Source organism: Bacillus sp. FSL K6-1033 (assembly GCF_038630765.1).
GTDB classification, from domain to species: domain Bacteria; phylum Bacillota; class Bacilli; order Bacillales; family Bacillaceae; genus Bacillus; species Bacillus altitudinis.
In genome coordinates, this window is the sequence record NZ_CP152041.1 from 118,183 (window position 1) to 143,495 (window position 25,313).

The 25,313-nt window shown below is 42.0% G+C and carries 30 protein-coding genes and 1 other annotated feature; all 30 genes read left to right on the plus strand.

The window, feature by feature from the left end:
* Nucleotides 1-2: 2 nt before the first annotated feature.
* Nucleotides 3-434 (plus strand): Mini-ribonuclease 3, encoded by a 432-nt coding sequence (locus MHH31_RS00630; RefSeq protein ID WP_008345428.1) that lies wholly within the window; start codon nucleotides 3-5, stop codon nucleotides 432-434.
* Nucleotides 418-1,167 carry a 23S rRNA (guanosine(2251)-2'-O)-methyltransferase RlmB gene (rlmB, locus tag MHH31_RS00635; protein ID WP_017359163.1) on the plus strand — a complete coding sequence of 250 codons (750 nt, stop codon included), beginning with the start codon at nucleotides 418-420 and terminating at the stop codon, nucleotides 1,165-1,167. The genes MHH31_RS00630 and rlmB overlap by 17 nt, the downstream gene beginning before the upstream one ends.
* A gap of 2 nt (nucleotides 1,168-1,169) precedes the next feature.
* Nucleotides 1,170-1,682, plus strand: a complete 513-nt coding sequence (rae1, locus tag MHH31_RS00640) for a ribosome-dependent mRNA decay endonuclease Rae1/YacP (RefSeq protein WP_007496285.1) — start codon at nucleotides 1,170-1,172, stop codon at nucleotides 1,680-1,682.
* 63 nt (nucleotides 1,683-1,745) lie between these two features.
* A complete protein-coding gene (gene sigH / locus MHH31_RS00645; protein WP_008345424.1) occupies nucleotides 1,746-2,402 on the plus strand; it encodes an RNA polymerase sporulation sigma factor SigH in 657 nt (218 codons plus the stop codon).
* Between the two features lie 76 nt (nucleotides 2,403-2,478).
* Nucleotides 2,479-2,628, plus strand: a complete 150-nt coding sequence (gene rpmG / locus MHH31_RS00650) for a 50S ribosomal protein L33 (RefSeq protein ID WP_008356502.1) — start codon at nucleotides 2,479-2,481, stop codon at nucleotides 2,626-2,628.
* A 34-nt stretch (nucleotides 2,629-2,662) separates the two neighbouring features.
* Complete coding sequence (gene secE, locus MHH31_RS00655) at nucleotides 2,663-2,839, plus strand: preprotein translocase subunit SecE (protein WP_008345422.1); 177 nt, start codon at nucleotides 2,663-2,665, stop codon at nucleotides 2,837-2,839.
* 171 nt (nucleotides 2,840-3,010) lie between these two features.
* Nucleotides 3,011-3,544: a transcription termination/antitermination protein NusG gene (nusG, locus tag MHH31_RS00660; RefSeq protein ID WP_003217197.1), complete on the plus strand. Its 534-nt coding sequence runs from the start codon at nucleotides 3,011-3,013 to the stop codon at nucleotides 3,542-3,544.
* Between the two features lie 171 nt (nucleotides 3,545-3,715).
* Entirely contained in the window at nucleotides 3,716-4,141 is a 426-nt protein-coding gene (gene rplK / locus MHH31_RS00665) for a 50S ribosomal protein L11 (protein ID WP_003216956.1), read from the plus strand.
* A gap of 99 nt (nucleotides 4,142-4,240) precedes the next feature.
* Nucleotides 4,241-4,939, plus strand: a complete 699-nt coding sequence (gene rplA, locus MHH31_RS00670; RefSeq protein ID WP_017359164.1) for a 50S ribosomal protein L1 — start codon at nucleotides 4,241-4,243, stop codon at nucleotides 4,937-4,939.
* 46 nt (nucleotides 4,940-4,985) lie between these two features.
* Nucleotides 4,986-5,126: a sequence feature (ribosomal protein L10 leader region), on the plus strand.
* Nucleotides 5,127-5,195: 69 nt separating this feature from the next.
* On the plus strand, nucleotides 5,196-5,696 hold the full coding sequence (gene rplJ / locus MHH31_RS00675; RefSeq protein ID WP_003217048.1) for a 50S ribosomal protein L10: 501 nt from the start codon (nucleotides 5,196-5,198) through the stop codon (nucleotides 5,694-5,696).
* 42 nt (nucleotides 5,697-5,738) lie between these two features.
* The gene (rplL, locus tag MHH31_RS00680; RefSeq protein ID WP_008345418.1) at nucleotides 5,739-6,104 is read left to right on the plus strand and encodes a 50S ribosomal protein L7/L12; all 366 of its coding nucleotides are present in this window, start codon (nucleotides 5,739-5,741) and stop codon (nucleotides 6,102-6,104) included.
* A gap of 96 nt (nucleotides 6,105-6,200) precedes the next feature.
* The gene (locus MHH31_RS00685) at nucleotides 6,201-6,806 is read left to right on the plus strand and encodes a class I SAM-dependent methyltransferase (RefSeq protein ID WP_007496296.1); all 606 of its coding nucleotides are present in this window, start codon (nucleotides 6,201-6,203) and stop codon (nucleotides 6,804-6,806) included.
* Nucleotides 6,807-7,061: 255 nt separating this feature from the next.
* Complete coding sequence (gene rpoB, locus MHH31_RS00690; protein WP_024425866.1) at nucleotides 7,062-10,643, plus strand: DNA-directed RNA polymerase subunit beta; 3,582 nt, start codon at nucleotides 7,062-7,064, stop codon at nucleotides 10,641-10,643.
* Between the two features lie 61 nt (nucleotides 10,644-10,704).
* Complete coding sequence (gene rpoC, locus MHH31_RS00695; RefSeq protein WP_007496298.1) at nucleotides 10,705-14,304, plus strand: DNA-directed RNA polymerase subunit beta'; 3,600 nt, start codon at nucleotides 10,705-10,707, stop codon at nucleotides 14,302-14,304.
* Between the two features lie 146 nt (nucleotides 14,305-14,450).
* Nucleotides 14,451-14,699 carry a 50S ribosomal protein L7ae-like protein gene (locus MHH31_RS00700; RefSeq protein ID WP_008345416.1) on the plus strand — a complete coding sequence of 83 codons (249 nt, stop codon included), beginning with the start codon at nucleotides 14,451-14,453 and terminating at the stop codon, nucleotides 14,697-14,699.
* Nucleotides 14,700-14,812: 113 nt separating this feature from the next.
* Complete coding sequence (gene rpsL, locus MHH31_RS00705) at nucleotides 14,813-15,232, plus strand: 30S ribosomal protein S12 (RefSeq protein WP_003216962.1); 420 nt, start codon at nucleotides 14,813-14,815, stop codon at nucleotides 15,230-15,232.
* A 121-nt stretch (nucleotides 15,233-15,353) separates the two neighbouring features.
* Nucleotides 15,354-15,824: a 30S ribosomal protein S7 gene (gene rpsG, locus MHH31_RS00710; protein WP_003216884.1), complete on the plus strand. Its 471-nt coding sequence runs from the start codon at nucleotides 15,354-15,356 to the stop codon at nucleotides 15,822-15,824.
* Between the two features lie 54 nt (nucleotides 15,825-15,878).
* A complete protein-coding gene (gene fusA, locus MHH31_RS00715) occupies nucleotides 15,879-17,957 on the plus strand; it encodes an elongation factor G (RefSeq protein WP_007496301.1) in 2,079 nt (692 codons plus the stop codon).
* Between the two features lie 117 nt (nucleotides 17,958-18,074).
* Entirely contained in the window at nucleotides 18,075-19,265 is a 1,191-nt protein-coding gene (tuf, locus tag MHH31_RS00720) for an elongation factor Tu (RefSeq protein WP_007496302.1), read from the plus strand.
* Between the two features lie 109 nt (nucleotides 19,266-19,374).
* Nucleotides 19,375-20,334: an alpha/beta hydrolase gene (locus MHH31_RS00725; RefSeq protein WP_058337231.1), complete on the plus strand. Its 960-nt coding sequence runs from the start codon at nucleotides 19,375-19,377 to the stop codon at nucleotides 20,332-20,334.
* A 218-nt stretch (nucleotides 20,335-20,552) separates the two neighbouring features.
* Nucleotides 20,553-20,861, plus strand: coding sequence for a 30S ribosomal protein S10 (gene rpsJ, locus MHH31_RS00730; RefSeq protein WP_003156464.1), 309 nt, complete (start codon nucleotides 20,553-20,555; stop codon nucleotides 20,859-20,861).
* Between the two features lie 37 nt (nucleotides 20,862-20,898).
* On the plus strand, nucleotides 20,899-21,528 hold the full coding sequence (gene rplC, locus MHH31_RS00735) for a 50S ribosomal protein L3 (protein WP_007496311.1): 630 nt from the start codon (nucleotides 20,899-20,901) through the stop codon (nucleotides 21,526-21,528).
* A gap of 27 nt (nucleotides 21,529-21,555) precedes the next feature.
* Nucleotides 21,556-22,179, plus strand: coding sequence for a 50S ribosomal protein L4 (gene rplD / locus MHH31_RS00740; RefSeq protein WP_007496312.1), 624 nt, complete (start codon nucleotides 21,556-21,558; stop codon nucleotides 22,177-22,179).
* Nucleotides 22,179-22,466 carry a 50S ribosomal protein L23 gene (gene rplW / locus MHH31_RS00745; protein WP_003217016.1) on the plus strand — a complete coding sequence of 96 codons (288 nt, stop codon included), beginning with the start codon at nucleotides 22,179-22,181 and terminating at the stop codon, nucleotides 22,464-22,466. Before rplD ends, rplW begins: the two co-directional genes overlap by 1 nt.
* A gap of 28 nt (nucleotides 22,467-22,494) precedes the next feature.
* Nucleotides 22,495-23,328, plus strand: a complete 834-nt coding sequence (gene rplB / locus MHH31_RS00750; protein WP_007496314.1) for a 50S ribosomal protein L2 — start codon at nucleotides 22,495-22,497, stop codon at nucleotides 23,326-23,328.
* A 57-nt stretch (nucleotides 23,329-23,385) separates the two neighbouring features.
* Nucleotides 23,386-23,664 (plus strand): 30S ribosomal protein S19, encoded by a 279-nt coding sequence (gene rpsS, locus MHH31_RS00755; RefSeq protein WP_003216920.1) that lies wholly within the window; start codon nucleotides 23,386-23,388, stop codon nucleotides 23,662-23,664.
* Between the two features lie 17 nt (nucleotides 23,665-23,681).
* The gene (gene rplV, locus MHH31_RS00760; protein WP_007496316.1) at nucleotides 23,682-24,023 is read left to right on the plus strand and encodes a 50S ribosomal protein L22; all 342 of its coding nucleotides are present in this window, start codon (nucleotides 23,682-23,684) and stop codon (nucleotides 24,021-24,023) included.
* Nucleotides 24,024-24,026: 3 nt separating this feature from the next.
* Entirely contained in the window at nucleotides 24,027-24,683 is a 657-nt protein-coding gene (gene rpsC, locus MHH31_RS00765) for a 30S ribosomal protein S3 (RefSeq protein WP_003217241.1), read from the plus strand.
* A gap of 1 nt (nucleotide 24,684) precedes the next feature.
* Complete coding sequence (rplP, locus tag MHH31_RS00770) at nucleotides 24,685-25,119, plus strand: 50S ribosomal protein L16 (protein ID WP_003225801.1); 435 nt, start codon at nucleotides 24,685-24,687, stop codon at nucleotides 25,117-25,119.
* On the plus strand, nucleotides 25,109-25,309 hold the full coding sequence (rpmC, locus tag MHH31_RS00775; protein WP_003217155.1) for a 50S ribosomal protein L29: 201 nt from the start codon (nucleotides 25,109-25,111) through the stop codon (nucleotides 25,307-25,309). The genes rplP and rpmC overlap by 11 nt, the downstream gene beginning before the upstream one ends.
* Nucleotides 25,310-25,313: the final 4 nt, after the last annotated feature.

Genomic DNA, 25,313 nt, shown 5'->3' on the forward strand with positions numbered 1-25,313 from the left:
TCATGTTGAATTTTGAAAAGCTGAAAGACGGAAAACAGTTGAACGGACTTGCACTTGCTTATATGGGTGATGCCATTTTTGAAGTATACGTGAGGCATCACCTCCTCCAAACGGGGGCGACCAAACCAAATGAGCTTCATAAACGTGCAAGTAAGATCGTTTCAGCTAAATCTCAGGCCGCTATTTTATTTGAGCTTCAGCAGAAGGGCTTTTTCACAGAAGCGGAAGAAGCGGTGCTGAAAAGAGGAAGAAATGCAAAATCAGGCACAGTGCCTAAAAACACAGACGTTCAAACGTATCGTTATAGTACAGCGTTTGAAGCGCTCATGGGTTATTTATTTATTGAGAAGCAGGACGAACGCTTAGAAGAGTTGATTAGTCAGGCGATTGAAATCGGAACGTCAGGGAGGAAGACAAATGAGTCAGCAACATGATTATGTGATTGGGAAAAATGCAGTGATTGAAACACTGAAGTCAGATCGGGAGTTATACAAGCTCTGGATGGCAGAAAACACTGTAAAAGGACAAGCCCAGCAGGTCATTGAACTCGCGAAAAAGCAAAATATCACCATTCAGTATGTTCCGAGGAAAAAGCTTGATCAGATGGTAACAGGTCAGCACCAGGGAATCGTTGCACAAGTAGCAGCATATGAATATGCAGAATTGGACGATCTGTATCAAATTGCTGAAAAGCGGAATGAACAACCATTTTTCATCATCTTAGATGAAATTGAAGATCCGCACAATTTAGGGTCGATCATGCGTACGGCCGATGCTGTTGGTGCACATGGAATCGTCATTCCAAAACGACGAGCGGTAGGCTTGACGACAACTGTTGCGAAAGCATCTACTGGAGCCATTGAACATATCCCGGTCGCAAAAGTAACCAATCTTTCCAGAGCTCTTGATGAAATGAAAGAAAGAGGAATTTGGGTCGCAGGAACAGATGCATCTGCGAAGCAGGACTACAGACAATTTGATGGCACGATGCCTCTCGCTCTTGTCATTGGCAGTGAAGGAAAAGGAATTGGCCGATTGATTAAGGAAAAATGTGATTTCTTGATTAAATTGCCAATGGCCGGGAAGGTCACTTCATTAAATGCATCAGTTGCCGCTAGTCTATTGATGTATGAAGTGTATCGAAAACGTTATCCGTTAGGAGAATAGAGATGGACATCCTCTTAGTCGATGGATACAACATGATAGGTGCATGGCCTCGTTTGCAGCACTTAAAAGAAAACAGCTTTGAAGAAGCCAGAGACGTGCTGATTCAACATTTAGCAGAATATCAAGCATATACAGGGTATCGAGTCATTGTCGTATTCGATGCCCATATGGTCAAAGGAATCGAAAAGAAGCGGACAAACCACCGAGTAGAGGTCATCTTTACAAGAGAAAATGAAACGGCTGATGAGCGGATTGAAAAACTGGCACAGGACTTGAATAACATTCGGACGCAAATTCATGTGGCGACCTCTGATTATACAGAACAATGGGCGATTTTTGGACAGGGTGCACTTCGTAAGTCAGCACGAGAGCTCTTAAGAGAGATAGAAGTGATTGAACGAAAGATTGAAACACGTGTCAAAAAGATTACTTCTGATAAACCAGCATCCAAAATTGAATTGTCAGAAGATGTATTGAAAACGTTTGAAAAATGGCGGCGGGGAAACTTGGAATAGCTTGACGATATTTCAACCATTATTGTATAATATTTCTATCTAGGTGCGGTCGGGGGGATCGAAGTGAATCTAAACAACAGCAAGGGTAAGTCCATCAGAGAGCAATTTTGCCAGTTGGAAGATGAACAAGTCATTGAAAGGGTTCATGTCGGAGATAGTGATGCGCTAGATTATTTAATAACGAAATACCGCAATTTTGTACGTGCGAAAGCAAGATCTTATTTCTTGATTGGAGCGGATCGAGAGGACATTGTCCAAGAGGGGATGATCGGACTTTATAAGTCTATCCGCGATTTCAGAGAGGACAAGCTTACTTCATTTAAGGCTTTTGCAGAATTATGTATTACCCGCCAAATTATCACCGCAATTAAAACAGCTACTCGCCAAAAACATATCCCGTTAAATTCCTATGTATCATTAGACAAGCCGATATACGATGAAGAATCGGACAGAACATTATTGGACGTCATTTCCGGTGCTAAAGCGCTTAACCCAGAAGATTTAATCATTAGCAAAGAAGAATTTGATGATATTGAAATGAAAATGGGTGAATTACTAAGCGAGCTGGAAAGAAAGGTACTTGTGCTTTATCTTGATGGCAGGTCCTATCAGGAGATTTCTGAAGATTTAAACCGTCATGTGAAATCAATTGATAACGCACTCCAAAGAGTAAAGAGAAAATTAGAGAAATATTTAGAGCTGCGCGAGATCAGTCTCTAATCAAACCTATATTGACAGCTTTTTCGACACTGTGATAAGGTACTAAGGAAATGATGTCGAGAAAATAGGTGTAAATATGAGGAAAAAGATTACTCTAGCCTGTAAAGACTGCGGAAGCCGCAATTATACGACAATGAAAAGTGTTGCTTCAGCAGCTGAAAGATTAGAAGTTAAGAAATATTGCAAGACTTGTAATTCACATAAAACACATTTAGAAACGAAGTAGGATTTGCGTTCTTTAATCTGTGGAGGTCTTTTACATGCGTATTATCAGTTTCTTAAAAAGTGTCGGGAAAGAAATGAAAAAGGTCAGCTGGCCAAAGAAAAACGAAATGGTCCGCTACACGATCACTGTTATTTTAACAGTCGTATTTTTTGCCATCTTTTTCTCTTTTCTTGATATAGGAATCTCACAATTAATCGAATTAATTCATTAATACTTGAATAATGGTCTGCTGAACGTGCTATAATAGATCATAATATGACTTGCCAAAAAACCCGTTTTACGGGTTTTTTCAATTGCTTGAAAATATTTACCGGTACTCGAGATTCGTCAAATAGACATTACGAAATGTGGGGAGGGAAGGACTAAATAGTCCTGAACGAAAATGGAAAAGAATTGGTATGTTGTGCATACGTACTCTGGCTATGAGAACAAAGTGAAAGCGAACTTGGAAAAGCGTGTTGAATCAATGGGCATGCAGGATAAAATTTTCCGCGTTGTTGTACCAGAAGAAGAAGAAACGGACATTAAAAACGGTAAGAAAAAAGTAGTGAAAAAGAAAGTATTCCCTGGATATGTGCTAGTAGAAATCGTCATGACTGACGATTCTTGGTATGTCGTTCGTAATACACCAGGTGTGACAGGATTCGTTGGATCAGCTGGATCAGGCTCTAAGCCGACAGCGTTATTACCTGGCGAAGCGGAAACCATTCTGAAGAGAATGGGACTTGAAGAGCGCAAGACAGAAATCGACTTTGAACTAAAAGAAACAGTCAAGGTCATCGATGGACCATTTGCTAACTTCACAGGCTCTATCGAAGAGATTGATTATGATAAAAGCAAAGTCAAAGTATTCGTTAATATGTTTGGTAGAGAAACTCCTGTGGAACTTGAGTTCACACAGATCGATAAATTGTAATTTAAAAGAGCTTGAAATGAGTGTATAGAAGTGGTAATATAGCAAAGGTACGTCTTGAGTTCGCTCAAGATCGCTAGCTAGTTATTTCGTCATTCATATAAAGAATGAAGTTGTTGAGTGGGAGGGGGATTCCCCTATTACCACATCACGGACTTTAAGGAGGTGTGTCTCGTGGCTAAAAAAGTAGTAAAAGTTGTTAAATTGCAAATTCCTGCTGGAAAAGCTAACCCAGCTCCACCAGTTGGACCTGCACTAGGTCAAGCCGGTGTTAATATCATGGGATTCTGTAAGGAGTTTAACGCTCGTACAGCTGACCAAGCTGGTCTTATCATTCCTGTTGAAATTTCGGTTTTTGAAGACCGTTCATTTACATTTATTACTAAAACTCCACCTGCTGCAGTATTACTTAAAAAAGCAGCTGGTATTGAGTCTGGTTCTGGTGAACCTAACCGTAATAAAGTGGCAACTGTTAAGCGTGATAAAGTACGCGAAATCGCGGAAACAAAAATGCCTGACTTAAACGCTGCTAGCGTTGAATCAGCTATGCGCATGGTTGAAGGTACTGCACGCAGTATGGGTATTGTCATCGAAGATTAATTTTTTGTCTTGTTGGGTTGCGAGTTTGGTTTTGACAAGTTCGCAACCCTTATTCGTGGGAGGTTATTCCGCTAAAACCACATAAGGAGGATTTTTATAATGGCTAAAAAAGGTAAAAAGTATGTAGAAGCTGCTAAGCTGATCGATCGTACAAAAGCGTATGATGTTGCTGAAGCTGTTTCTCTTACAAAAAAAGCAAATACAGCGAAATTTGATGCGACTGTAGAAGTTGCTTTTCGTTTGGGTGTAGACCCTCGTAAAAACGATCAACAAATCCGCGGTGCAGTTGTACTTCCTAACGGAACTGGTAAAACTCAACGCGTTCTTGTGTTCGCTAAAGGCGAAAAAGCAAAAGAAGCAGAAGCTGCTGGAGCAGACTACGTTGGAGATTCTGATTACATCACTAAAATCCAACAAGGCTGGTTCGAATTCGATGTAATCGTTGCGACACCTGACATGATGGGTGAAGTTGGTAAGATCGGTCGTGTACTTGGACCAAAAGGTCTTATGCCAAACCCTAAAACAGGAACTGTAACTTTCGAAGTAGAAAAAGCAATCAATGAAATCAAAGCTGGTAAAGTAGAATACCGCGTTGATAAAGCTGGTAACATCCACGCGCCAATCGGAAAGGTTTCTTTCGAGGACGAAAAGCTTGTTGAGAACTTTGCAACAATCTATGACACAATCCTTAAAGCAAAACCTGCAGCGGCTAAAGGTGTATACGTGAAAAACGTTTCTGTTACATCAACTATGGGCCCTGGCGTGAAAGTGGACCCATCTTCTTTCTCTGCAAAATAAATCTTGACTTATCACAACCGTTTTGATAATATCAAAATGTTGTAAAATAGAATAATCATTTATACCGTAGACAGCAGGGGCCTTATGGCTTAATTAACCCGCCGAGGTGTATATGTCACAGTCTTACGTTAACGTATGCTTGTATATACAGCCTCCATGTCTTAATGGAGGCTTTTTATATGGAGAACCGTTCGTTAGGAACGTGATGGCCTGATCGGTATAAGTGTTACACAAAGAATGTACAGGAGGTGTAACCATGAGCAATGCAATCGATACTAAAAAAGTTGTCGTTGATGAAATTACTTCTAAGTTTAAAGACAGTATGTCTACTGTAATCGTAGATTACCGCGGTCTTTCAGTTTCTGAAGTGACTGAACTTCGTAAACAGCTTCGTGATGCTGGTGTAGAATTCAAAGTTTACAAAAATACTTTGACTCGCCGTGCAGTTGAACAAGTTGAACTAACGGGTTTAAACGATTTCTTAACAGGTCCAAACGCTATCGCATTCAGTAACGAAGATGTTATCGCACCTGCGAAAATCATCAACGAATTTGCGAAAAGCCACGAAGCTTTAGAAATCAAAGCTGGTGTTATCGAAGGAAACGTAGCGACTGTAGAAGAAGTGAAGGCTCTTGCGGAACTTCCGTCTCGCGAAGGCTTACTTTCTATGTTGCTTAGCGTTCTTCAAGCTCCAGTTCGTAACCTTGCTCTTGCTACTAAAGCAGTTGCAGATCAAAAAGAAGAACAAGGCGCTTAATGCGTACTTGACGTAAAAAAACTTAAAATGGAGGAATTACAAATGGCTTTAAATATCGAAGAAATCATTGCTTCAGTTAAAGAAGCAACTGTACTTGAGTTAAACGACTTAGTAAAAGCAATCGAAGAAGAATTTGGCGTAACTGCTGCTGCTCCTGTAGCTGTAGCTGCTGGTGGCGGTGCTGCTGCTGAAGAAAAAACTGATTTTGATCTAGTACTTGCTGGTGCTGGAGACCAAAAAATCAAAGTTATCAAAGTGGTTCGTGAAATCACTGGTCTTGGCTTGAAAGAAGCTAAAGAACTTGTTGACAACACTCCAAAACCACTTAAAGAAGGTATTGCTAAAGAAGAAGCTGAAGAACTTAAAGCTAAGCTTGAAGAAGTTGGCGCTTCTGTAGAAGTTAAGTAATCTTCGCCTAATCTTTTGGGAAAGCTCGCTTTTACTGGCGGGCTTTTTCTTTTCTTATCTCCTGAAATGATTGAATCCAGAGGAGGTCCATTCACCATGAGTGACCACTATTATACGGAAAAGCCATCAGTGAAAAGCAATAAACAGACATGGGACTTCACCTTGAGAAACCGTAGCTTTACTTTTACAAGTGACAGTGGAGTGTTTTCTAAGAAAGAAGTCGACTATGGTTCGAGGCTTTTAATTGAAGCTTTTGAAGAACCTGACTTGGATGGCGACGTCTTAGATGTCGGTTGCGGTTATGGACCGATCGGCTTATCGTTAGCAAACGAAATGACAGGCCGCACCATTCATATGATTGATGTGAACGAAAGAGCAGTCGAACTTTCAAAGGAAAACGCTAAGCATAATCGCATTGATAATGTCCGCATCTATCAAAGTGATTTGTTCTCGAATGTTCATTCATCAGCTGCTTTTGCCTCTATACTGACCAATCCCCCAATACGGGCAGGGAAGAAAGTAGTACATGCGATCTTTGAAAAAAGTGCTGATCATTTATTGCCGGAAGGTGAGTTGTGGGTGGTTATTCAAAAAAAACAAGGTGGACCATCTGCGATTGAGAAATTAGAGCAGCTTTTTGGAGAAGTGACGGTCGTTATGAAAAAAAAGGGCTACTATATTATCAAAGCTAAAAAAGTTTGACGCAGTTTCCTAGCTGTGTTAACATTATAAAATGCCAATGTGTATATTTTGCTTGATAGGCTTAAAAAACAACTATTTTGTATAAATTATGCATACTTGGGAAAACTAATAAAATCGGTATTTGTTTTTGGATGTGGTTTTCTTATTTTAGAAACCCTTTTTTCTTTTGTCTTGTAAAAGTATTTCTTTACTGACATTTGAAAGACAGAAATACTTTTTACACATATAATACGCATGATTTGAGGGGTGAATCAGTTGACAGGTCAACTAGTTCAGTATGGACGACACCGCCAGCGCAGAAGCTACGCACGCATAAGCGAAGTGTTAGAATTACCAAATCTCATTGAAATTCAAACCTCTTCTTATCAGTGGTTTCTTGATGAGGGTCTTAGAGAGATGTTTCAAGATATATCCCCAATTGAGGATTTTACTGGTAACCTTTCTCTTGAATTCATTGATTACAGCCTAGGGGATCCTAAGTATCCTGTAGCAGAATCAAAAGAACGTGATGTAACTTACTCTGCTCCACTAAGAGTAAAAGTTCGTTTAATTAACAAAGAAACTGGAGAAGTAAAAGACCAGGATGTGTTTATGGGTGATTTCCCAATCATGACAGACACAGGTACTTTTATCATTAATGGTGCGGAACGTGTAATCGTTTCTCAGTTAGTACGTTCTCCAAGTGTATATTTCAGTGGTAAAGTAGACAAAAACGGTAAAAAAGGTTTTACTGCGACTGTCATTCCAAACCGTGGCGCATGGTTAGAATACGAAACTGATGCGAAGGATGTAGTCTATGTACGCATCGATCGCACACGTAAGTTGCCGGTTACGGTTCTTTTGCGTGCTCTCGGCTTCAGCTCTGATCAAGAGATTCTTGACCTCATTGGCGAGAATGAATACTTACGCAACACACTGGAAAAAGACAATACAGAGAATGCGGATAAAGCACTTCTCGAAATCTACGAGCGCCTCCGTCCTGGAGAACCGCCAACTGTTGAAAATGCGAAAAGCTTGCTAGACTCTCGCTTCTTTGATCCGAAGAGATATGACTTAGCAAATGTTGGACGCTACAAGATTAATAAGAAGCTTCATATTAAAAATAGACTATTCAATCAAAAATTGGCTGAAACGCTAGTTGATCCTGAAACAGGTGAAATCCTAGCAGAAAAAGGTCAAATTTTAGATAGAAGAGTGCTTGATAAAGTTCTTCCATACTTAGAAAACGGCATCGGATTTAGAAAGCTTTATCCAAACGGTGGCGTAGTAGAGGATGAAGTAGAACTTCAATCTATCAAGATTTATGCACCAACTGATCAAGAAGGCGAGCAAGTGATCAACGTGATTGGTAATGCATATGTAGAGGAAGCTGTGAAGAACATCACGCCTTCTGACATCATTGCTTCAATCAGTTACTTCTTTAACCTGCTTCATGGAGTAGGTGACACAGATGATATCGATCACCTTGGTAACCGTCGTCTGCGTTCTGTAGGTGAACTTCTGCAAAACCAATTCCGTATTGGTTTAAGCAGAATGGAGCGTGTTGTTCGTGAAAGAATGTCGATTCAAGACACGAACACGATCACACCTCAGCAGCTGATCAACATCCGTCCTGTGATCGCTTCTATCAAAGAGTTCTTTGGTAGCTCTCAGCTTTCTCAGTTCATGGATCAAACAAACCCGCTTGCTGAATTGACACACAAACGTCGTCTATCAGCGCTTGGACCGGGTGGTTTGACACGTGAGCGTGCAGGAATGGAAGTTCGTGACGTTCACTATTCTCACTATGGTCGTATGTGTCCGATTGAAACACCAGAGGGTCCAAACATTGGTTTGATCAACTCTCTATCTTCATTTGCGAAAGTGAACCGCTTCGGATTTATCGAAACACCTTACCGTCGGGTTGATCCTGAAACAGGTAAAGTGACGCCGAGAATCGATTACTTAACCGCTGATGAAGAGGATAACTACGTTGTAGCACAAGCGAACGCTCAGCTAGCTGATGATGGTTCGTTTATCGATGATAACATTATCGCTCGTTTCAGAGGGGAAAACACCGTTGTTCCTCGAAACCGCGTTGACTACATGGACGTTTCGCCGAAGCAGGTTGTTTCTGCAGCGACAGCATGTATCCCATTCTTAGAAAACGATGACTCTAACCGTGCTCTAATGGGAGCGAACATGCAACGTCAGGCTGTGCCTTTGATGCAGCCGGAATCACCGATTGTTGGTACAGGTATGGAGTATGTATCAGGTAAAGACTCTGGTGCTGCTGTGATCTGTCGTTACCCAGGTGTTGTAGAACGTGTTGAAGCGAAGAATATTTGGGTTCGCCGTTATGAAGACGTTGACGGACAACAAGTCAAAGGAAACCTAGACAAATACAGCTTGCTGAAATTTGTCCGCTCTAACCAAGGGACTTGCTACAACCAGCGCCCGATTGTAAGTGTTGGAGATGAAGTCGTCAAAGGAGAAATCCTTGCAGACGGTCCTTCTATGGAAAAAGGTGAATTGGCTCTAGGACGTAACGTCATGGTCGGCTTCATGACTTGGGACGGTTACAACTATGAGGATGCGATCATTATGAGTGAGCGCCTTGTAAAAGATGACGTCTACACTTCTATTCATATTGAAGAATATGAATCAGAAGCTCGTGATACAAAGCTTGGACCAGAAGAAATTACTCGTGATATTCCAAACGTTGGGGAAGATGCTTTACGCAACCTTGACGAGCGTGGAATCATCCGTATTGGTGCAGAAGTAAAAGACGGAGATCTTCTTGTCGGGAAAGTAACGCCTAAAGGTGTAACAGAACTAACAGCTGAAGAACGTCTATTACATGCAATCTTCGGTGAAAAGGCTCGTGAAGTACGTGATACGTCTCTACGTGTACCACACGGCGGCGGCGGAATCATCCACGATGTCAAAGTCTTTAACCGTGAAGATGGAGATGAATTACCACCAGGTGTTAACCAGTTAGTCCGTGTATACATCGTTCAGAAGCGTAAAATTTCTGAAGGTGACAAAATGGCCGGACGACATGGTAACAAAGGTGTTATCTCTAAGATTCTTCCAGAAGAAGATATGCCGTATCTTCCAGATGGAACACCGATTGATATCATGTTAAACCCTCTAGGGGTACCATCTCGTATGAACATCGGTCAGGTACTTGAGCTTCATATGGGTATGGCTGCACGTTACCTAGGCATCCACATTGCGTCACCAGTATTTGATGGTGCGCGTGAGGAAGATGTTTGGGAAACGCTTGAAGAAGCAGGTATGTCCCGTGATGCGAAAACAGTCCTTTATGACGGTCGAACTGGTGAACCATTCGATAACCGTGTATCAGTCGGAATCATGTACATGATCAAACTGGCTCACATGGTTGACGATAAACTTCACGCTCGTTCAACTGGACCATACTCACTTGTTACGCAGCAGCCACTGGGCGGTAAAGCACAGTTTGGTGGACAGCGTTTCGGAGAGATGGAAGTATGGGCACTTGAAGCTTACGGTGCAGCATATACACTTCAAGAAATCTTAACTGTAAAATCGGATGACGTTGTGGGTCGTGTGAAAACATACGAAGCGATCGTCAAAGGGGATAACGTACCTGAACCAGGTGTCCCTGAATCATTCAAAGTATTAATTAAAGAACTTCAAAGTTTAGGTATGGATGTGAAAATCCTATCTGGCGATGAAGAAGAGATAGAAATGAGAGATTTAGAAGACGATGAGGAAACGAAGAAAGCAGACGGATTAGCGTTATCTAATGACGAAGATGCTGCAGACCTCGCACCTGTCGATCTTGAACGTGACGCAGTCACAAAAGAATAGCAGAAACGATTAGAGCAAGTGACTAGGGTATAACCCGAAGATTAAAAGGGAGGTAGGCCCCTTGCTAGATGTGAACAATTTTGAGTATATGAACATCGGTCTCGCATCACCTGATAAAATCCGTTCTTGGTCTTTTGGTGAAGTGAAAAAGCCTGAAACGATTAACTATCGTACACTGAAACCGGAAAAAGATGGTCTCTTTTGTGAACGTATCTTCGGACCGCAAAAAGACTGGGAATGTCATTGTGGAAAGTATAAACGCGTTCGTTATAAGGGTGTTGTATGTGACCGTTGTGGTGTAGAAGTAACACGGGCAAAAGTCCGTCGTGAGAGAATGGGGCATATCGAACTGGCTGCCCCAGTTTCCCACATTTGGTATTTCAAAGGTATCCCAAGCCGTATGGGTCTTGTTCTAGATATGTCACCACGTGCGTTAGAAGAAGTGATTTACTTCGCTTCTTACGTCGTGACTGATCCGGGCAACACACCGCTTGAGAAGAAGCAACTTCTTTCTGAGAAAGAATTCCGTGCTTATTTAGATAAATACGGTAACACCTTCCAAGCAGCTATGGGTGCAGAAGCAATTAACAAACTTCTTCAAGATATCGATCTTGTGAAAGAAGTAGATACACTCAAAGAAGAGCTGAAAACAGCTCAAGGACAGCGTCGTACACGTGCGATCAAACGCCTTGAAGTGTTGGAAGCTTTCCGTAACTCAGGAAACAAACCGTCTTGGATGATCCTTGATGTACTTCCGGTTATTCCACCAGAATTACGTCCAATGGTTCAGCTTGATGGCGGACGTTTTGCTACTTCTGACTTGAACGACCTTTATCGTCGTGTCATCAACCGTAACAATCGTCTGAAACGTTTATTAGATCTTGGCGCGCCAAGCATCATCGTTCAGAACGAGAAGCGTATGCTTCAAGAAGCTGTCGATGCCTTGATTGATAATGGACGTAGAGGCCGACCAGTAACAGGACCAGGAAATAGACCATTGAAATCTCTTTCTCACATGCTGAAAGGGAAACAAGGGCGTTTCCGTCAAAACTTGCTTGGTAAACGTGTTGACTATTCTGGACGTTCCGTTATCGTCGTTGGACCACATTTGAAAATGTATCAGTGTGGACTTCCGAAAGAAATGGCTCTTGAACTATTCAAACCATTCGTGATGAAGGAGCTTGTTGAAAAAGGATTAGCTCACAACATTAAGAGCGCGAAACGTAAGATTGAGCGCGTGCAGCCGGAAGTTTGGGATGTTTTAGAATCAGTGATTCGTGAGCATCCAGTCTTACTAAACCGTGCACCAACTCTTCACAGACTTGGTATTCAAGCGTTTGAACCTACACTTGTGGAAGGACGCGCAATTCGTCTGCATCCACTTGTATGTACTGCCTACAACGCTGACTTTGATGGTGACCAAATGGCGGTTCACGTACCATTATCTGCTGAAGCTCAAGCTGAAGCTCGTATCTTAATGCTTGCTGCTCAAAACATTTTGAACCCGAAAGATGGAAAACCTGTTGTTACGCCATCTCAGGATATGGTGCTAGGTAACTACTACCTTACACTTGAGCGTAAAGGTGCTATCGGAGAAGGTATGGTCTTCAAAGATACGAACGAAGCCCTTCTAGCTTATCAAAATGGGTATGTGCATCTTCATACACGTGTAGCTGTTGCAGCTAACTCGTTGAAGAATGTGACATTCACTGATGAACAGCGTTCTAAATTGTTGATTACAACAGTTGGAAAACTAATCTTTAACGAAATCTTACCGGAATCATTCCCTTACATGAATGAGCCGACAAAGAGCAATATTGAAGAAAAAACGCCTGACCGCTTCTTCCTTGAAAAAGGTGAGGATGTCAAAGCTGCGATTGAGAAACAAGAAATCAATGCGCCGTTCAAAAAAGGTATTTTAGGTAAAATCATTGCTGAAATCTTTAAGAGATTCCATATCACTGAAACATCTAAAATGCTTGACCGCATGAAAAATCTTGGTTTCAAATACTCTACTAAAGCGGGTATTACGGTTGGGGTGTCTGATATCGTCGTATTAGATGATAAACAGAAGATCCTCGAAGAAGCGCAAGCAAAAGTAGATAACGTCATGAAGCAATTCAGACGTGGTTTGATTACTGAAGAAGAGCGTTACGAGAGAGTCATTTCGATCTGGAGTTCTTCTAAAGATGTCATCCAAGGTAAACTGATGAAGTCCCTTGATGAAGTCAACCCTATCTACATGATGAGTGACTCTGGAGCGCGTGGTAACGCATCTAACTTCACTCAGCTGGCTGGTATGCGTGGTCTGATGGCCAACCCGGCTGGACGTATCATTGAACTTCCGATCAAATCTAGTTTCCGTGAAGGTTTAACCGTATTGGAATACTTTATTTCCACTCACGGAGCGCGTAAAGGTCTTGCCGATACAGCTCTTAAAACAGCTGACTCAGGTTACCTCACGCGTCGTCTCGTTGACGTTGCGCAGGATGTTATCATCCGTGAAACAGATTGCGGTACAGACCGTGGAATCTTGGCGAAGTCCATTAAAGAAGGAAATGAAATTATTGAGAAACTTGAAGAACGTCTGATCGGACGTTTTGCAAGAAAACCAATTGTTCATCCTGAAACGGGCGAAGTCATTGTTGGCGAAAACGAACTAATTGATGAAGATAAAGCACTTGAAGTAGTTGAAGCAGGAATCGAGGAAGTATGGATCCGTTCTGCATTTACATGTAACACGCCTCATGGTGTATGTAAACGATGCTACGGCCGTAACCTTGCAACTGGTACTGACGTTGAAGTCGGTGAAGCAGTTGGAATCATCGCTGCACAATCGATCGGTGAGCCAGGAACACAGCTTACAATGCGTACGTTCCACACCGGTGGGGTAGCAGGAGACGATATCACTCAAGGTTTACCTCGTATCCAAGAGTTATTTGAAGCGCGTAATCCGAAAGGGCAGGCAACCATTTCTGAAATTGATGGTGTCGTTGCTGAAATTAACGATGTTCGTGACAAGCAACAGGAAATTGTGGTTCAAGGCGAAGTTGAAACTCGCTCTTACACAGCTCCTTACAATGCACGTCTGAAAGTTGTTGAAGGTGACAAAGTCACTCGTGGTCAAGTACTGACAGAAGGTTCAATCGATCCGAAAGAACTTCTTAAAGTGACTGACATGACAGCTGTTCAAGAATATCTGCTTCATGAAGTACAAAAAGTATACCGTATGCAAGGGGTAGAAATCGGAGATAAGCACGTAGAAGTAATGGTTCGCCAAATGCTTCGTAAAGTGCGTGTCGCTGATGCAGGGGATACAGATGTATTACCAGGCACACTTCTTGATGTACACCAATTCACAGAAGCGAACAAAAAAGTACTATTCGAAGGCAAACGTCCTGCAACAGGCCGTCCAGTTCTTCTTGGTATTACAAAAGCATCGCTTGAAACAGACTCATTCTTGTCTGCAGCATCCTTCCAAGAAACGACTCGTGTCCTAACAGATGCGGCGATCAAAGGAAAACGTGATGAACTGCTTGGCTTGAAAGAGAATGTCATCATCGGTAAACTTGTTCCTGCTGGAACTGGAATGCCAAACTACCGTAAAGTTAAGCCGGTTTCACAAGTGCAGCCGTCTGACGATATGGTTCCTGTAGAGTAATCTTTCTCTTAAGATTTCTATAAAAATCATCAAAAAATGGTGAAGGATGTCAAGATTATCTGTCAAACGATATTGACATCCTTCTGCCATGATGATAATATAACCAAGGTGCTCAAAATAAAACCTGTTACTTTGGAGGATATTCGATGTCTTATGATAAAGTATCACAGGCTCAATCCATTATTATTGGTACGAAGCAAACAGTAAAAGCTCTGAAACGAGATTCAGTGAAGGAAATCGTCGTAGCGAAAGATGCTGATCCTGCTTTAACCGCTAGTGTAATGAAACTAGCGCAAGAGAAGGGTGTAGACATTTTAGTGGTAGATTCCATGAAAAAGCTCGGCAAGGCCTGCGGAATTGAAGTTGGGGCAGCAGCTGTTGCCATTATGTTATAGCGTACTTGTTTTGTTTTTGCATGCTTAAAATGCAAAAGCATTGTTTTTTGCCTTTTGATGAACCACCTGGGTATGTGGGTTATAAAAAAAGTAATGAAGGGAGGAATAACAACATGCCTACAATTAATCAGCTAATACGCAAAGGACGCGTGAGTAAAGTTGAAAACTCAAAGTCTCCTGCACTTAACAAAGGATACAACAGTTTCAAAAAAGAGCACACTAACGTAACATCTCCACAGAAGCGCGGGGTTTGTACTCGTGTCGGTACAATGACACCGAAAAAACCAAACTCAGCACTACGTAAATATGCTCGTGTACGTTTGTCTAACCTGATTGAGGTAACAGCTTACATTCCTGGTATCGGACATAACCTACAAGAGCACAGTGTAGTACTTATCCGTGGCGGACGTGTAAAAGACTTACCGGGTGTACGTTACCACATCGTTCGTGGTGCGCTTGATACTGCCGGAGTTGACGGTCGTATGCAAGGACGTTCTAAATACGGAACAAAACGCCCTAAACAAAGCAAATAATATAAACAAACATAAGGGTTTTTAGAAGTTGAGTTCAGATCGGTGGAGTCAGGCAGCTGACAATGAAATTGAGATGAAAGACAGATAGAAATCCTTTTAAAAGAGAAGGGAGGCTATTCAGATGCCACGTAAAGGTCCTGTAGCAAAAAGAGACGTTTTGCCAGATCCAATTTACAATTCTAAACTTGTATCTCGTTTGATCAACAAAATGATGATCGACGGTAAAAGAGGAAAGTCACAAACTATTCTCTACAAGTCATTTGATATCATCAAAGAACGTACTGGTAATGAAGCGATGGAGGTTTTCGAACAAGCCTTGAAAAACATCATGCCAGTTCTTGAAGTTAAAGCACGTCGTGTAGGTGGAGCTAACTACCAAGTTCCTGTAGAAGTTCGCCCAGATCGTCGTACGACTTTAGGTCTTCGCTGGTTAGTAAACTACGCTCGTCTTCGTGGAGAAAAAACGATGGAAGAGCGTCTTGCTAACGAAATCCTTGACGCAGCTAACAACACTGGTGCTGCTGTTAAGAAACGTGAAGATACACACAAAATGGCAGAAGCGAACAAAGCATTCGCTCACTACCGCTGGTAGGATTTATACCAAACTAAAAAAACTATTCCCTAATAAGGAAGGAGAAATTACCCAATGGCAAGAGAGTTCTCCTTAGACAAAACTCGTAATATTGGTATCATGGCTCACATCGATGCCGGTAAAACGACAACGACTGAGCGTATCTTGTACTACACTGGTCGTATCCATAAAATTGGTGAAACTCACGAAGGAGCTTCACAAATGGACTGGATGGAGCAGGAGCAAGAACGTGGTATTACAATCACTTCTGCTGCTACTACAGCACAATGGAAAGGTTACCGTGTAAACATCATTGATACACCAGGACACGTAGACTTCACTGTTGAAGTTGAACGTTCTTTGCGTGTACTTGATGGTGCGGTTGCTGTTCTTGATGCACAATCAGGTGTAGAGCCTCAAACTGAAACAGTTTGGCGCCAAGCAACAACTTACGGAGTACCTCGTATCGTATTCGTTAACAAAATGGATAAAACCGGTGCGGACTTCCTTTACTCTGTAAGCACATTAAGAGATCGTCTTCAAGCGAACGCTCATGCAATTCAATTGCCGATCGGCGCTGAAGATCAATTCGAAGGAATCATCGACCTTGTAGAAAACGTAGCATACTTCTACGAAGATGACCTTGGAACTCGCTCTGATGCACAAGAAATCCCTGCTGAGTATAAAGACAAAGCTGAAGAGCTTCGCAGCAGCTTGATTGAAGCTGTCGCTGAGCTTGATGAAGAGCTTATGGAAAAATACCTTGAGGGTGAAGAAATCACAATTCCTGAATTGAAAGCTGCAATCCGTAAAGGAACTTTGAATGTTGAATTCTACCCAGTTCTTGTTGGATCTGCTTTCAAAAACAAAGGTGTTCAGCTTGTACTTGACGCTGTGCTTGACTACCTTCCTGCACCAACTGATGTTGCTGCAATCAAAGGTACATTGCCAGATACAAATGAAGAGGTTGTACGTGAGTCTACTGATGACGCACCATTCGCAGCTCTTGCATTTAAAGTTATGACTGACCCTTATGTTGGGAAACTAACTTTCTTCCGCGTATACTCTGGAACACTTGATTCTGGTTCTTACGTGAAGAACTCTTCTAAGAACAAGCGTGAGCGTGTTGGACGTATCCTTCAAATGCACGCAAACAGCCGTGAAGAAATCTCTACTGTATATGCAGGGGATATCGCAGCAGCTGTTGGTCTTAAAGATACATCTACTGGTGATACTCTTTGTGACGAGAAAAATCTTGTTATCCTTGAGTCTATGGAATTCCCAGAGCCAGTTATCGATGTAGCTATCGAGCCTAAATCTAAGGCTGACCAAGATAAAATGGGTATCGCTTTAGCTAAACTAGCTGAAGAGGATCCAACATTCCGTACACAAACAAACACTGAAACTGGTCAAACGATCATCTCTGGTATGGGTGAGCTTCACCTTGATATCATTGTTGACCGTATGAAGCGTGAGTTCAAGGTTGAAGCTAACGTAGGAGCTCCTCAAGTTGCGTACCGTGAAACATTCCGTTCTAGTGCAAAAGTTGAAGGTAAATTCGTACGTCAGTCTGGTGGACGCGGTCAGTTCGGACACGTTTGGATCGAATTCGAACCAAACGAAGAAGGCGCAGGCTTCGAATTCACAAATGCAATCGTCGGTGGGGTTGTTCCACGTGAATACATTCCAGCAATTCAAGCAGGTCTTGAAGATTCACTAGAAAATGGTGTATTAGCTGGATTCCCATTAATCGACATCAAAGCAAAATTATTCGATGGATCTTACCACGATGTTGACTCTAACGAAATGGCGTTTAAAATTGCTGCATCTATGGCATTGAAAAATGCTGTCAGCAAATGTAACCCAGTTCTACTTGAGCCAATGATGAAAGTAGAAGTCGTTATCCCAGAAGAATACATGGGAGACATCATGGGTGATATCACATCTCGTCGTGGACGTGTAGAAGGTATGGAAGCTCGCGGTAACGCTCAAGTTGTTCGCGCTATGGTTCCACTTTCTGAAATGTTCGGATATGCAACTGCACTCCGTTCTAACACACAAGGACGCGGTACTTTCACTATGCACATGGATCACTACGAAGAAGTGCCTAAGAGCATCAGTGAAGAAATCATCAAAAAAAATAAAGGTGAATAATTGATTTTGCCTTTAAACTAAAGTATAACTACTATTGAAGATCAGAAAGTGGGAGGTAACTCTTCACTTTCTATCACTCATACCAAATACAATGAACCTTTAAGGAGGATTTTTAGAATGGCTAAAGAAAAATTCGACCGTTCCAAATCGCATGCTAACATTGGTACAATTGGACACGTTGACCATGGTAAAACAACTCTAACTGCTGCTATCTCAACAGTTCTTCATAAGAAATCTGGTAAAGGTACAGCTATGGCTTATGACCAGATCGATGGTGCTCCAGAAGAGCGCGAGCGTGGAATCACAATCTCAACTGCACACGTTGAGTATGAAACTGAAACTCGTCACTATGCACACGTAGACTGCCCAGGACACGCTGACTATGTTAAAAACATGATCACTGGTGCTGCTCAAATGGACGGCGCGATCTTAGTAGTATCTGCTGCTGATGGTCCAATGCCACAAACACGTGAGCACATCCTACTTTCTCGTAACGTAGGTGTTCCTTACATCGTAGTATTCCTTAACAAATGTGACATGGTTGACGATGAAGAGTTACTTGAACTTGTTGAAATGGAAGTTCGTGACCTTCTTTCTGACTATGACTTCCCTGGTGACGATGTACCAGTTATCAAAGGTTCTGCTCTTAAAGCTCTTGAAGGTGATGCTGATTACGAAGCAAAAATCTTCGAACTTATGGATGCGGTTGATGAGTACATCCCAACTCCAGAGCGTGACACTGAGAAGCCATTCATGATGCCAGTTGAGGACGTATTCTCAATCACTGGTCGTGGAACAGTTGCTACTGGTCGTGTTGAGCGTGGACAAGTTAAAGTCGGTGACGAAGTTGAAATCATCGGTCTTCAAGAAGAAAACGGTAAAACAACTGTTACAGGTGTTGAAATGTTCCGTAAACTTCTTGACTATGCTGAAGCTGGTGACAACATCGGTGCACTACTTCGTGGTGTATCTCGTGAAGATATCCAACGTGGTCAAGTACTTGCTAAACCAGGTACAATCACTCCACATAGCCGTTTCAAAGCTGAAGTTTATGTACTTTCTAAAGAAGAGGGTGGACGTCATACTCCATTCTTCACTAACTACCGTCCGCAGTTCTACTTCCGTACAACTGACGTAACTGGTATCGTACATCTTCCAGAAGGTACTGAAATGGTAATGCCTGGCGATAACACTGAGATGGAAGTTGAACTTATCTCTACTATCGCTATCGAAGAAGGAACTCGTTTCTCTATCCGTGAGGGTGGACGTACTGTAGGTTCTGGCGTCGTTTCTACTATCATTAAGTAATAACAGTTAAAAGAGACTCCTTGCAAAAGGGTCTCTTTTTTTTGCTTTTCCAGTGCATAACGGCTACTATAAGCTATAGAATCTAAATGGAACCGAGAGGATCACTGGAATGGCGAAGACAATGTTGAAAAAGTGGCCGATTGGCGGGCTTGATCAATGGATTATGATAAAAGAAGATCAAGCAGAAAAAACAAAACCTGTTTTATTATTTTTACACGGTGGCCCAGGCTCAGCTCAAATGAGTTATATCGATTCCTTTCATAAGGAACTTGATCAAGACTTCACTGTTGTTCATTGGGACCAGCGCGGTGCAGGACTGTCTTATCAAAAAAACATTCCTGAGTCTTCTATGACCATTGGGCAATTCGTAGAGGATACGATTGAGCTTACAGAAAAACTGCTTTCTTATAATGATCAAACGAAAATATACATTGCGGGTTATTCATGGGGATCATTAATTGCGATACAAGCTGTACATAAACGACCAGATTTGTATCATGCCTATTATGGAATTAGTCAGGTGGTTGATGTATTAAAAGAGGATATTGTATCGTACGAACTTCTTCTAAAAAAATATCAAGGCAAGCATTTCTTCACTAGATGTCTAAGATTGCTGACACCACCCCCTTGGAAACGCACCTCTGCTCATGCTTTGTTCTCTCTATACAAAGAGTTCGCAAAAGTAGGGCTCACGCATAGGTGGAAGCCACTTTTTCAAATGCTGTATGCATTTCTTGTTAGTAAGCATTATCAGCTAAAAGATAAGTGGAAATTCCTTATGGGACAGAAGTATAGCCAGGATTTGCTGTGGGACGAGCTGATGAACGAAAGCATTCAATACCGAGTTTCTTCTATATTAATACCCTGCTACTTTATCATCGGGGAACATGACTTGATTACACCAGCTGCTGTATCAAAACCATATGTTGATCAACTTACAGCACCAATAAAAGAGTGGTTTACTTTTAAAGAATCTGCGCATTCTCCGCATATTGAAGAGCCAGAAGAATTTATTCGTATCGTCAGGAAGACAGCTACACATCATCTTCAGGGAAAGCTTGATTTATAGGCTGAACCCCTGTATAATATGAAAAGTGTGCAAATCATAAATTTATCCGATTTATTATTGCAACACGCAGGCCAATTTGGTACAATAGTGCATGTTGGTCTTTGACTGCGATGAAGTGAGAGGTTGCTGACACACCCGGCCGCTTTGCCATGGCAAGGTGATCAGGTTTTTCTCACGGAGAACTGTCTAACGTAAGTAGGCGAAAAGGAGGGAAAATAATGGCAAAACAAAAAATTCGTATTCGTTTAAAAGCATATGATCATAGAATTCTTGATCAATCTGCTGAGAAGATTGTTGAAACGGCTAAGCGTTCTGGTGCTAGTGTATCTGGTCCAATTCCGCTTCCAACTGAAAAATCAGTTTACACAATCCTTCGTGCGGTGCATAAGTACAAAGATTCTCGTGAGCAATTTGAGATGCGTACTCACAAACGTCTAATCGACATCGTGAATCCAACTCCGCAAACAGTTGATGCACTTATGCGTTTAGATTTACCATCCGGTGTAGATATCGAAATCAAACTTTAATTCAAATAGAAAACACATATTATAGGAGGTGTGACGAATGACCAAAGGAATCTTAGGTAGAAAAATTGGTATGACGCAAGTATTCGCAGAAAACGGTGATCTTATCCCTGTAACTGTTGTTGAGGCTGCTGCTAACGTTGTTCTTCAGAAGAAGACTACTGACACGGATGGCTATGAAGCAATCCAAATCGGTTTTGACGACAAACGTGAGAAGCTTTCTAACAAACCAGAGAAAGGCCACGTTGCTAAAGCGGAAACTGCTCCTAAGCGCTTCGTAAAAGAATTACGCGGTGTGGAGTTAGATGCGTATGAAGTTGGTCAGGAAGTCAAAGTTGATATTTTCGCAAATGGAGATATCGTAGATGTAACAGGAACATCAAAAGGTAAAGGATTCCAAGGGGCTATCAAACGCCACGGACAATCACGCGGACCAATGACTCACGGTTCACGTTACCACCGTCGTCCTGGTTCAATGGGACCTGTTGATCCAAACCGAGTATTCAAAGGTAAACTTCTTCCAGGACGTATGGGCGGAGAGCAAATCACTGTCCAAAATCTTGAGATCGTTAAAGTTGATGCGGAACGCAATCTTCTTTTGATCAAAGGTAACGTACCAGGAGCTAAAAAATCTCTAGTAACTGTAAAGAGTGCAGTTAAAACTAAATAACTCTCTTAGGAAAGGAGGAAACAAGTCATGCCAAAAGTAGCATTATTTAACCAAAACGGTTCTACTAACGGTGAAATCGAATTAAACGCTTCTGTGTTTGGAATTGAGCCAAACGAAAGCGTAGTATTCGATGCTATTCTTATGCAAAGAGCTTCCTTACGTCAAGGAACTCACAAAGTAAAAACTCGTTCTGAAGTACGTGGCGGAGGTCGTAAACCTTGGAGACAGAAGGGTACAGGTCGTGCTCGTCAAGGTTCTATCCGTTCACCACAATGGCGCGGAGGCGGTATCGTATTCGGTCCAACACCACGCAGCTATTCTTATAAATTACCTAAAAAAGTTCGCCGCTTGGCTATCAAGTCAGTATTGTCTTCTAAAGTAATCGACAACAACATCATCGTTCTTGAGGATCTTACTCTTGATGCAGTGAAAACGAAAGAATTCGCAGGCATCCTTAAAGGGTTATCTGTTGAGAAGAAAGCGTTGATCGTCACTGCGGATGCAAACGAAACAGTTGCTTTATCTGCTCGTAACATCCCTGGAGTAACAGTTGTTGAAGCTAACGGTATCAACGTTCTTGACGTTGTCAACCACGACAAACTTCTGATCACTAAAGCAGCGGTTGAAAAAGTAGAGGAGGGACTTGCATAATGAAAGATCCTCGTGATGTTCTAAAGCGCCCTATCATTACTGAACGTTCTGCTGATCTAATGACAGAGAAGAAGTACACGTTCGAAGTTGATGTCAGAGCTAACAAGACAGAAGTGAAAGACGCTGTTGAAGAAATCTTTGGAGTGAAAGTTGAGAAAGTCAACGTTCAAAACTACAAAGGTAAATCAAAACGCGTTGGACGCTACACTGGTATGACTAGCCGTCGCAGAAAAGCGATCGTGAAATTAACTGCTGACAGCAAAGAAATCGAAATTTTTGAAGCGTAAATCTTAAAAAGAAGGAGGGAAATTCAAAATGGCGATTAAAAAGTATAAACCAACCAGTAATGGTCGTCGTGGCATGACTACTTCAGATTTTGCTGAAATCACGACTGACAAACCAGAAAAATCGTTGCTTGCACCGCTTCACAGAAAAGGCGGACGTAACAACCAAGGTAGATTGACTGTTCGTCATCAAGGTGGCGGTCACAAACGTCAATACCGTATCATCGACTTTAAGCGTGATAAAGACGGTATACCTGGACGCGTTGCTACAATCGAGTATGATCCAAACCGTTCAGCGAACATCGCTCTTGTAAACTATGCAGATGGTGAGAAACGTTACATTCTTGCTCCGAAAGGAATCCAAGTTGGTACTGAAGTTACTTCTGGACCAGAAGCTGACATCAAACCAGGTAATGCTCTTCCACTTATCAACATCCCAGTTGGTACAGTTGTGCATAACATTGAATTAAAACCAGGTAAAGGTGGACAATTAGTTCGTTCTGCTGGTACTTCTGCTCAAGTTCTAGGTAAAGAAGGTAAATACGTTCTTGTACGTTTGAACTCTGGTGAAGTACGCATGATCCTTTCTGCTTGCCGTGCGACTATCGGTCAAGTTGGAAACGAACAACACGAACTAATCAACATCGGTAAAGCTGGACGTTCTCGCTGGAAAGGCGTACGCCCAACAGTTCGTGGTTCTGTAATGAACCCTAACGATCACCCACACGGCGGTGGTGAAGGACGCGCTCCAATCGGACGTAAATCACCAATGTCTCCATGGGGTAAACCGACTCTTGGATTCAAGACTCGTAAGAAAACCAACAAGTCTGATAAATTCATTGTACGTCGTCGTAAAAACAAGTAACGGGGTTGTCTACGGTTCATTTAGGACCGTAGTTCAATCACGAAGGGAGGTTCCACAATGGCTCGCAGCTTAAAAAAAGGACCATTTGTTGATGATCATTTGATGGCTAAAGTCGAGAAATTGAATGAAACTGACAAAAAGCAAGTCGTAAAAACTTGGTCTCGTCGTTCTACAATTTTCCCACAATTCATCGGTCACACAATCGCTGTCTATGACGGACGCAAACATGTACCTGTTTTCATTTCTGAAGATATGGTAGGTCACAAATTGGGCGAATTCGCACCAAGCCGTACTTACAAAGGTCATGCTAGTGACGATAAAAAAACAAGACGCTAATGAGAGGAGGCTTTTAAATGCAAGCTAAAGCTGTCGCAAGAACAGTCCGTATTGCTCCTCGTAAAGCACGTCTAGTAATGGACCTGATCCGAGGTAAGCAAGTAGGAGAAGCAGTTTCTATCTTAAACCTTACACCTAAGGCTGCTTCACCAATTATTGAAAAAGTATTAAAATCTGCTATCGCAAATGCTGAGCACAACTACGAGTTGGACGCTAACAGCCTAGTGATTACTCAAGCATTCGTTGACGAAGGTCCAACACTTAAGAGATTCCGTCCACGTGCTATGGGTCGTGCGAGCGCAATTAACAAACGTACTAGCCACATTACAATCGTTGTATCAGAAAAGAAGGAGGGATAATCCGTGGGTCAAAAGGTAAATCCAGTAGGTCTTCGTATTGGCGTCATTCGTGATTGGGAATCTAAATGGTTCGCAGGAAAAGATTACGCTGACTTCTTACATGAAGACTTGAAAATCCGTGAATTCATCAGCAAGCGTTTGTCTGACGCGTCTGTTTCTAAAGTAGAAATCGAACGTGCTGCAAACCGCGTAAATATCACAATCCACACGGCTAAACCAGGTATGGTAATTGGTAAAGGCGGATCTGAAGTTGAAGCACTTCGTAAAGCTCTTAACAGCCTAACTGGCAAACGTGTACACATCAACATTCTTGAAATCAAGAGAGCAGATCTTGATGCTCAGCTAGTTGCTGAAAACATCGCTCGTCAACTTGAAAATCGTATTTCATTCCGTCGTGCACAAAAACAAACAATCCAACGCACAATGCGTGCTGGAGCACAAGGAATCAAAACAATGGTTTCTGGTCGTCTTGGCGGTGCAGATATTGCTCGTTCTGAATATTACAGTGAAGGTACTGTTCCATTGCACACACTTCGTGCTGACATCGACTATGCTACTGCTGAAGCTGATACTACTTATGGTAAGCTTGGCGTAAAAGTATGGATCTATCGTGGAGAAGTCCTTCCAACTAAGAAGAATACTGCGGAAGGAGGAAAATAATATGTTATTGCCAAAACGCGTGAAGTATCGCAGAGAACATCGTGGAAAAATGCGTGGTCGTGCAAAAGGCGGCACTGAAGTACATTTCGGTGAGTTCGGTATCCAAGCTCTTGAAGCTTCTTGGATCACTAACCGTCAAATCGAAGCTGCTCGTATTGCTATGACTCGTTACATGAAACGTGGCGGTAAAGTTTGGATCAAAATTTTCCCTTCTAAGCCATACACAGCTAAACCTCTAGAGGTCCGCATGGGTTCCGGTAAAGGTGCTCCAGAAGGCTGGGTAGCTGTAGTAAAACCGGGCAAAGTTTTATTTGAAATTTCTGGTGTGTCTGAAGAAGTTGCTCGTGAAGCTCTTCGTCTTGCATCTCACAAATTGCCAATTAAAACGAAGTTCGTAAAACGTGAAGAAATTGGTGGTGAATCAAATGAAAGCTAATGAAATTCGTGACCTTACCACTGCTGAAATTGAACAAAAAGTAAAGTCTCTTAAAGAAGAACTTTTCAATCTTCGTTTCCAATTAGCGACTGGGCAGCTTGAAAACACTGCTCGCATTCGTGAAGTGCGTAAATCAATCGCACGCATGAAAACTGTGATTCGTCAAAGAGAAATCGCTGCTAATAAATAATAAT

What these genes read in the sequence shown, in the direction of transcription:
- MHH31_RS00630 (WP_008345428.1), top strand. Translation starts at nt 3, where the DNA reads ATGTTGAATTTTGAAAAGCTGAAAGACGGAAAACAGTTGAACGGACTT.
- rlmB (WP_017359163.1), top strand. Translation starts at nt 418, where the DNA reads ATGAGTCAGCAACATGATTATGTGATTGGGAAAAATGCAGTGATTGAA.
- rae1 (WP_007496285.1), top strand. Translation starts at nt 1,170, where the DNA reads ATGGACATCCTCTTAGTCGATGGATACAACATGATAGGTGCATGGCCT.
- rpmG (WP_008356502.1), top strand. Translation starts at nt 2,479, where the DNA reads ATGAGGAAAAAGATTACTCTAGCCTGTAAAGACTGCGGAAGCCGCAAT.
- secE (WP_008345422.1), top strand. Translation starts at nt 2,663, where the DNA reads ATGCGTATTATCAGTTTCTTAAAAAGTGTCGGGAAAGAAATGAAAAAG.
- nusG (WP_003217197.1), top strand. Translation starts at nt 3,011, where the DNA reads ATGGAAAAGAATTGGTATGTTGTGCATACGTACTCTGGCTATGAGAAC.
- rplA (WP_017359164.1), top strand. Translation starts at nt 4,241, where the DNA reads ATGGCTAAAAAAGGTAAAAAGTATGTAGAAGCTGCTAAGCTGATCGAT.
- rplJ (WP_003217048.1), top strand. Translation starts at nt 5,196, where the DNA reads ATGAGCAATGCAATCGATACTAAAAAAGTTGTCGTTGATGAAATTACT.
- rplL (WP_008345418.1), top strand. Translation starts at nt 5,739, where the DNA reads ATGGCTTTAAATATCGAAGAAATCATTGCTTCAGTTAAAGAAGCAACT.
- MHH31_RS00685 (WP_007496296.1), top strand. Translation starts at nt 6,201, where the DNA reads ATGAGTGACCACTATTATACGGAAAAGCCATCAGTGAAAAGCAATAAA.
- MHH31_RS00700 (WP_008345416.1), top strand. Translation starts at nt 14,451, where the DNA reads ATGTCTTATGATAAAGTATCACAGGCTCAATCCATTATTATTGGTACG.
- rpsL (WP_003216962.1), top strand. Translation starts at nt 14,813, where the DNA reads ATGCCTACAATTAATCAGCTAATACGCAAAGGACGCGTGAGTAAAGTT.
- rpsG (WP_003216884.1), top strand. Translation starts at nt 15,354, where the DNA reads ATGCCACGTAAAGGTCCTGTAGCAAAAAGAGACGTTTTGCCAGATCCA.
- fusA (WP_007496301.1), top strand. Translation starts at nt 15,879, where the DNA reads ATGGCAAGAGAGTTCTCCTTAGACAAAACTCGTAATATTGGTATCATG.
- tuf (WP_007496302.1), top strand. Translation starts at nt 18,075, where the DNA reads ATGGCTAAAGAAAAATTCGACCGTTCCAAATCGCATGCTAACATTGGT.
- MHH31_RS00725 (WP_058337231.1), top strand. Translation starts at nt 19,375, where the DNA reads ATGGCGAAGACAATGTTGAAAAAGTGGCCGATTGGCGGGCTTGATCAA.
- rpsJ (WP_003156464.1), top strand. Translation starts at nt 20,553, where the DNA reads ATGGCAAAACAAAAAATTCGTATTCGTTTAAAAGCATATGATCATAGA.
- rplC (WP_007496311.1), top strand. Translation starts at nt 20,899, where the DNA reads ATGACCAAAGGAATCTTAGGTAGAAAAATTGGTATGACGCAAGTATTC.
- rplD (WP_007496312.1), top strand. Translation starts at nt 21,556, where the DNA reads ATGCCAAAAGTAGCATTATTTAACCAAAACGGTTCTACTAACGGTGAA.
- rplW (WP_003217016.1), top strand. Translation starts at nt 22,179, where the DNA reads ATGAAAGATCCTCGTGATGTTCTAAAGCGCCCTATCATTACTGAACGT.
- rplB (WP_007496314.1), top strand. Translation starts at nt 22,495, where the DNA reads ATGGCGATTAAAAAGTATAAACCAACCAGTAATGGTCGTCGTGGCATG.
- rpsS (WP_003216920.1), top strand. Translation starts at nt 23,386, where the DNA reads ATGGCTCGCAGCTTAAAAAAAGGACCATTTGTTGATGATCATTTGATG.
- rplV (WP_007496316.1), top strand. Translation starts at nt 23,682, where the DNA reads ATGCAAGCTAAAGCTGTCGCAAGAACAGTCCGTATTGCTCCTCGTAAA.
- rplP (WP_003225801.1), top strand. Translation starts at nt 24,685, where the DNA reads ATGTTATTGCCAAAACGCGTGAAGTATCGCAGAGAACATCGTGGAAAA.
- rpmC (WP_003217155.1), top strand. Translation starts at nt 25,109, where the DNA reads ATGAAAGCTAATGAAATTCGTGACCTTACCACTGCTGAAATTGAACAA.